At 53.2% G+C, this 6,507-nt stretch carries 4 protein-coding genes and 2 pseudogenes; 2 read left to right on the plus strand and 4 right to left on the minus strand.

From position 1 onward, the window contains the following. The 3 genes and pseudogenes from gyrB (IFT60_RS26050) to IFT60_RS26060 all read right to left on the minus strand — a co-directional run. Positions 1-463 (minus strand): annotated as a pseudogene (gene gyrB, locus IFT60_RS26050) (DNA gyrase subunit B); the annotation flags it as partial. Between the two features lie 25 nt (positions 464-488). Beyond that, on the minus strand, positions 489-2,630 hold the full coding sequence (locus IFT60_RS26055; RefSeq protein WP_192057007.1) for a peptidase domain-containing ABC transporter: 2,142 nt from the start codon (positions 2,628-2,630) through the stop codon (positions 489-491). Between the two features lie 28 nt (positions 2,631-2,658). Further along, positions 2,659-3,951: an HlyD family secretion protein gene (locus tag IFT60_RS26060; protein ID WP_192057008.1), complete on the minus strand. Its 1,293-nt coding sequence runs from the start codon at positions 3,949-3,951 to the stop codon at positions 2,659-2,661. Positions 3,952-5,023: 1,072 nt separating this feature from the next. On the opposite strand from IFT60_RS26060, the gene IFT60_RS26065 reads away from it, so the two are divergent. Both IFT60_RS26065 and IFT60_RS26070 read left to right on the plus strand, forming a co-directional pair. Then, positions 5,024-5,170 (plus strand): hypothetical protein, encoded by a 147-nt coding sequence (locus IFT60_RS26065; protein ID WP_192057009.1) that lies wholly within the window; start codon positions 5,024-5,026, stop codon positions 5,168-5,170. A 54-nt stretch (positions 5,171-5,224) separates the two neighbouring features. After that, positions 5,225-5,800: a DUF3267 domain-containing protein gene (locus IFT60_RS26070; protein WP_192057010.1), complete on the plus strand. Its 576-nt coding sequence runs from the start codon at positions 5,225-5,227 to the stop codon at positions 5,798-5,800. Between the two features lie 342 nt (positions 5,801-6,142). On the opposite strand, the pseudogene gyrB (IFT60_RS26075) reads toward IFT60_RS26070, so the two are convergent. Continuing rightward, positions 6,143-6,507: pseudogene (gyrB, locus tag IFT60_RS26075) on the minus strand (DNA gyrase subunit B); the annotation flags it as partial.

Here is a 6,507-nt window from a genome sequence, read left to right on the forward strand (position 1 = left end):
GGCCCTGGAAGGTGGCGGCGGCATTCGCCAGTACGCCGTAGTCGTTGCTGAGCACGAAGTCGGCGTCGATTGAGGTGACGTAGACGTTACCGTGGCGCATGCGCTCGATGCGCAGGGCATGTTTTTCGCTCAGTTCGTCAGAACGCACCACCACTTTGACGGCTGGGTCGTTGATCGCCGCTTCCAGGGCGATGCCGGAGGCGCCGGCGTTCTCTAACGTGAGGAAATCGAGCGTGACGCCGCTCATGATGGCGTTTCCCAAGTTGTATTGGCGTACCAGTTCGGTCAGCGCTTCGCCAGTGATTAGGTCGGCCTTCGCGCGGGATCAGGGACGCGCTGTTCAGCGCCACTATCATCATGTAGCTCGCTTCCTCGACGTCATCCTTCCGGTAGCGCTCGTCGCAGCCGGCTTTTACCTTGTACAGCGGCGGTTGTCAATATAGATTTGATTGTGCTCGGTTAACTACGCCGTACAATGGCTTAATGGTTTAAGCTCGCAACTTCTGGATTTCACTCTGTCGATGGTCCTGCACAATCGTCCCCTGTTGAAGCACGACAACCCGCTCCGCCATCGCAATCGTTTCCGGCCGATGGGCCACTAAAACCCGCGTTAAATTGAGCGTTTTGATTGCTGCATTCACTGCCTGTTCATTCCAGACATCGAGGTGGCTGGTCGCTTCATCTAGCACCAAGATCTTTGGCTGTTTATATAGCGCTCGCGCCAGTAGCAGCCGTTGTTTCTGCCCACCTGACAAACCAATGCCGATATCCCCGACCAGCGTGTTGTAACCCATCGGCATACCTGCGATTTCCATGTGAATCGCCGCCAGTTGCGCGCTGCCCTGGATTCTTTCCATATCGACGGTCGGAGAGAAGAAGCTGATGTTGTCGGCAATCGAGCCAGCGAATAGACAATCTTCCTGCATCACGGCGCCGACCAGATTGCGAAAGTTCGCGGTACCCAGCTGCGCCAATTTAACGCCATTAACCAGAATTTCACCTTCGCTCGGTTCTAACAGACCCAATAACAGTTTCATAAGTGTGGTCTTGCCGCAGCCGGAAGGACCCGTGACCGCGATGCATTCGCCGGCAGGAATGGCGAGGTTCAGGTTTTTCAGGATTAAGGGTTCACCATCGCCGTAGCGGAACGAGACGTCCCGGAACTCGACCGATGGCTTAATGGTCCCGATATCGATTTCGACTTCTTCCCTGCTTGGTTCCGGTTCGGTCATCAAAATGTCAGCCAGGCGGTTGCCGTGCAAGCGGAGCATTTTGAGTTCGAATAGTTTATCGACTAGGCTTGTCATTCGGCTGCTGAACTGGTCCTTGTAACTAATAAATGCAAATAGCATGCCGACCGAAAGCGTGTTTTCCATTACTAAGAAGGCAGCGAGCCAGATCACCAGCACGCGTTCGCTGCTGAACAAAAAGGTATTTGCGCTCTGGTAGGTGAGGCCGAGTTTCGCGATGCGCAGGTCAGCATTGAATTGTTCGACCAGAGCATTCATCCAGCTGGCGCGCCGCTCTTCGCTGCGGCCGAATAGACGGATGCTTTGAATGCCGCGCACCGATTCCAGGAAATGCGTTTGCTGCTTGGCAGCGTGGATAATTTGTTCAGAAGTGGCCTCGCGCAGAACGTTGAAGATGGCTAGGCGCAGCAGCACATACAAGACCACGGCAATACAGGCGATGCCTGTCAGTTTCGGGCTGTAGGTGAACATCATAACGAGCGTCCCTAGCACAAGGACGCCGTCGATGATCCCCTCGACAAATTGAGTCGTAAGATTGCGCTGGATAGTTTCGATCGACGTAAAACGTGAGACGATATCACCAGTGTGGCGTTTTTCGAAATACGGCAGTGGCAGCTTCATAAGGTGAGTGAAAGCGTTCCCAAACCACTGGAAGTTTAGGTCAGTGGCGAGCGTCGTCGTGATCCAGCCACGCACCGCCCCAATCGCCGTTTGAAGCACAACTAAAAGTAAAAATCCGCCACCTAGCACGGTTAGTAAATCGCGGTCAGCCGCTAGCAAGGCTTCGTCGATTACCCATTGCATGTAGAAAGGGGCGACTAGTGCGCATAATTGCAGAGTTAGCCCAAGCAGGAGTAACTGGATCATGCCGCGACGTAGGCCGCTTACCCGGCCCATCAGGGATAGTAGGGGAAAATTCTGGATTTCATCCTTTTTGACGAACTCATTCGTCGGTCGTAATTCCAATGCAACGCCGGTGAAATGCTTTGAAAACTCGGCCAGCGGGAGGCGGCGCACGCCAATTGCCGGGTCGTGGATTACCGCATATGCGGATGACACTGCCTTGAGCACGACGAAATGGTTCATGTCCCAGTGCAGTATGCAGGGCAGCTTTAGTTGTGGCAGGTTCGCCATGTCGAGTTTCAGGGGGCGGGTCTGAAGCGCCAGGCCGTGCGCCATGCTGATCACCCCCTTTAGCGTCGCGCCCTTTAATGAGACCGAAAAACGCGTCCTTAAACTGGCCAGATCGAGCCGGTGGCCAAAATAGCTAGCCACCATGCACAGGCAGGCTAATCCGCATTCAGCTGCCTCGGTTTGCAGGATTGCCGGCAATTGATTGCGGTGCCAAAAAGAATAGCCGGGTGAATTTTCAAGTTTCATCGCTGTCTCGTAGGAAGTTCGTTACGGTTTAATTCCGGCCGGTGATACTGAATAGCGGCTCCAGAATCCATTCGTACAATCGGCGGTGATCCAAGTGAATACTGGCGTCGATCACCATTCCTGATTTCAGCGGCAATTGTTTTCCGTAGGCAGTGATTGTCTGGGACTCAAGTCGCAGGCGGATCCGATATAGCGGCTCCGAAGAGGGGCTTTGCGGCAGGCCCAGTTCATGGGGCTGGAGCGAAGTATCTGCCACTTCGCGCACGTGAGCCCGATATTGGCCGAATTTTTGATACGGGTAAGCCTGGTAGCGCAACAAGACCAGCATGTTAGGTTTTACGAAACCGATCGAACGCGAAGGAACATAGATTTCCGCTTCCAGTTGTGCGCCTGCGGGCAGTACCGAAGCCAGCGGGGCGCTCACGGCAATCGTCTGGCCAATTTCCGCTGCAATTGCCGTTACCACGCCGTCGACCGGGGCGCGGACCAAGATTTCCCGGCGCGCTTCGTTTTCGGTCAAGTTCTGTTCAAGCGAAGACAGGTTTCTGCCGAGCGCACCCGTTTCGCGCTGAGCCTGCAGTTCGAGGTCAGCCAAATTGGCCTCGGCGGTGGCCAATTCGCGCCGGCTTGCGGCGTGCATGCGCTCGAGATCGGCCAAGCGCTGGCGCTGATCGAGTAATTCGCCATGCTTGTCCTGCAACTGGGCAGACGAGATGAATTTAGTGGATTCAAGTTGGGCAAACCGGTCCAAAGACTGGGCAGCAATCGATACACGGTTTCTCTGCATCGCGATCTGTTGTAGGGCGCGCTCGGATTCGAGTGTCAGGTCACGTGTCCGCCACTGCGCTGCAGCAATGCGCTGCATGCTCTGCAGCTCCGACTGCTTTAGCTCGCTGCGAATGCTAGCAAGCTGGCGTTCGAGTAGCATCGAAATGCGTTTTTCGGCCGAGTCCCGGTTGGCGCCGCTGCGCTCACTCGATAGAATGAACATTACTTGCCCAGCCTTGATTACCTGTCCTTCGTTGACGCGTTTTTCTATAATGATGCCGGCCTGGACTGGCGTGACTCGAATCACGCCAGCGGTGGGAAGCAAAACGCCCATCGCCTGGGCTTTGCGGGTTGTGCTGAAAAGGAAGAAGAAGGCGAGGATGCACAGGGCGACCGCGATGAATATGCCGGTAAGAACTCGGTGGCTGAGCGGGCTGGCAAGGATGATAGTGCCATATTGGCGGGCTTTGACATGCTCGATGACTTGTTCGCGGAACAAGGGACGGTAGGGACCTTCTTTTCTATCGTCCGCCACTGCTGGCGCTGGATTCATGCTGGGAGAATTCATCGGTGTGGGCAAGTAAATGGACGCAAGTGCTGAAGTTAGCTCATGCACCACACGGAGCTATTGATTTTATGCAATACACTGAGAGCCGCTCGCTCTTAGTCGAAAAATGCAACAACTAATAAAGCTTTGCCTGGCAACGTCTATTGGTAGCGTCGTCCAACGAACGCTATCGCTGTGAAGAACTACGCGCCGCGAGCCGTCAGACCCTGCCACTCAAGCTGCTGGTACTTGCCAGTTTCATCTATTACCTCGACGCGCCACCTTGGCGATAGCCGACGAGTTTTCTAGACCGACCCCGATCTCTTGTACGATTGATGTGGGCTGCTATTGGCGTTTTTCGGAGATATGATGTGCTAGTTGCCGATTGGCGCGCTAGTCGAAAAATTGGTTTCCGCTAGATGCTTGGCGTGGGACTGGTCATGTGATATTCGGTCCAAGCTGCGGCGGGCCTGTCTCGACCTTCGGCAGGTTCGTAGAAGCGCATCGTGCTTGGAATCGGGCAGGCGCCGTAATTCCCAGTCTTAGCGCGGGTCGTCAGCAACTGGTTCCATTGCCTGCACAAAGTGCGCTGACCGGCGTCTGCAACTCAGCTGCGCCGCCTGCGGTGATCTGGGTCATCCGTACCGCGCTCCGGTATGAAATGAAATATCTGAGAACAAGATTGCCTACTGGGACGTCAAGCCGGAGCCGGAGCGGCACCGACAACAAGTTTCGTCTCCTAACGTGCGCTGTCCCGGCACTGTGCTGCTTGAAGCAGGCTGTTTGCTTTCAGGATTGGTCGACCTAGACTAGGTGTATCTCATCTGGCTAGGCGAGCTATTTACGCACCGAGCGCCAATAGACATGGCCTATGCCAGCATGGAAGTTTCGACTCTCTTCGCCTGCGGCTTTGCAAGCGCGTGATCATAGACAGGTCCTTAGACTGGTGCAACACCACTTATCTTGCCAAGTCTTCTCTAAAATTTAGTTTCCCCATGACAATTATCATGAACAAAAATAACTAGCCAGGTATTCTGATTACGTCATCGCTTCGGTGGCATAACCCAAGGAGATTAACATGACTGAACTGTCCGTGAACGAAATTGGCATGCAAGAACTGACCATGGATGAGGTTGACGACGTCTCCGGTGGCGTTCTCTGCCTGCTGGTACTGGCATTTGGCGGTGGATATGCGCTCGGAACCGCTATTTATAATGCTTGGTAAATCTATTTGATGAATGGTCAGGCAAATTGCCTGACCATTTCTTGCGGAAATAACATGCCCAAATTTCGCTTCGGCCGCCCTTTGCAAAGTCCAGTAACGAAAAATACTGCCTGGAACCGTATAGAGTTATTTGATCGAAAAGCTGTAATTTATTCTCTTATGATTGGTTTCGGCGCAGCATTATGCATGGCATTTATTTGGCTCTGTCTTGTTCCACATAGCTTACCATTAGGTTCACCTTCTGCTTTACAAATTGGAGCGACACTAGCTGCACTTATAATTGGGCATGAGCTCCTTCATTTACTCGGCTTTCCACGCTTTGGATTGGGTTCCGACACTAGCATTGGAATATGGGTCGAGCTTGGGTCGCCTTATGTGCAGCACCATTCATGTATGATCCGTAATCGATTTCTCTTCGTTGCAGCATTGCCGTTCGCAAGCCTATCAATTCTTCCAATCCCGATGCAGTTTCTTGGAATTGGAGCAACCAACTATTGGAGTTGGGTATCCGTTTTGAATTGCATAGGTGCAGGGTCAGATATTTATGTGTTTTTTAAGATAATATCAATCGTACCTGGGAAAGCACGGGTAATTGAAGATGGGGAGGCATTGTATTGGCAACAATGTTAACGTTTCTATCGGTCATCGTCATGCAGAAGCCATCAGTTCCATAGCGTCGCATGCTCGGTGACCGATGGCTACCACTGCTGCTAGAGCACACTGGCTGAAAGAGTCAACGGAAATTTAAGCCAACACCGCTAATATCGAAACACCTGGATATTAAGTAAGCGGCTGCGCTGATAAGAAAACAATCGACTTCCTCAATCATCAAAATTAAAACGCTCCACTGCCGTACGTGGAGCGTGTTTGATACTGACTCTTCTGATACTATAAATGACGGCAACTCGTCAACTTCCAAGGGCAAGTCACACGTCGTTATGATCGACAGACTTAAGAATCAGAGCTATTGAATCAAACGTCGATATTCCCCGCCTGCAGTGCATTGCTCTCGATGAAGTTCCTACGCGGCTCCACCTCATCACCCATCAGCGTGGTAAAGATCTGATCCGCCGCAATCGCATCCTCGATCTGCACTTTCAGCAAGCGGCGCACGGTTGGGTCCATCGTGGTTTCCCACAGCTGTTCCGGGTTCATCTCGCCCAGACCCTTGTAACGCTGCTTCGACACGCCGCGTTCGGCTTCTTCGCGCAGCCAGATCATCGCTTCGTGGAATTCGCGCACGGCGAATTCCTTCATCTTTTCGCCTTCGCCGCGGCGCATGATGGCGCCTTCGCCCATCAGGCCCTGGAAGGTGGCGGCGGCATTCGCCAGTACGC

The sequence above is a fragment of the Massilia sp. CFBP 13721 genome, from assembly GCF_014842025.1.
In the GTDB taxonomy this organism is placed as follows: domain Bacteria; phylum Pseudomonadota; class Gammaproteobacteria; order Burkholderiales; family Burkholderiaceae_D; genus Telluria.

Bases quoted from the DNA above. Each gene is read 5' to 3' on its own strand.
- IFT60_RS26055 (WP_192057007.1), bottom strand. From the start codon at position 2,630: ATGAAACTTGAAAATTCACCCGGCTATTCTTTTTGGCACCGCAATCAA.
- IFT60_RS26070 (WP_192057010.1), top strand. From the start codon at position 5,225: ATGCCCAAATTTCGCTTCGGCCGCCCTTTGCAAAGTCCAGTAACGAAA.
- IFT60_RS26065 (WP_192057009.1), top strand. From the start codon at position 5,024: ATGACTGAACTGTCCGTGAACGAAATTGGCATGCAAGAACTGACCATG.
- IFT60_RS26060 (WP_192057008.1), bottom strand. From the start codon at position 3,951: ATGAATCCAGCGCCAGCAGTGGCGGACGATAGAAAAGAAGGTCCCTAC.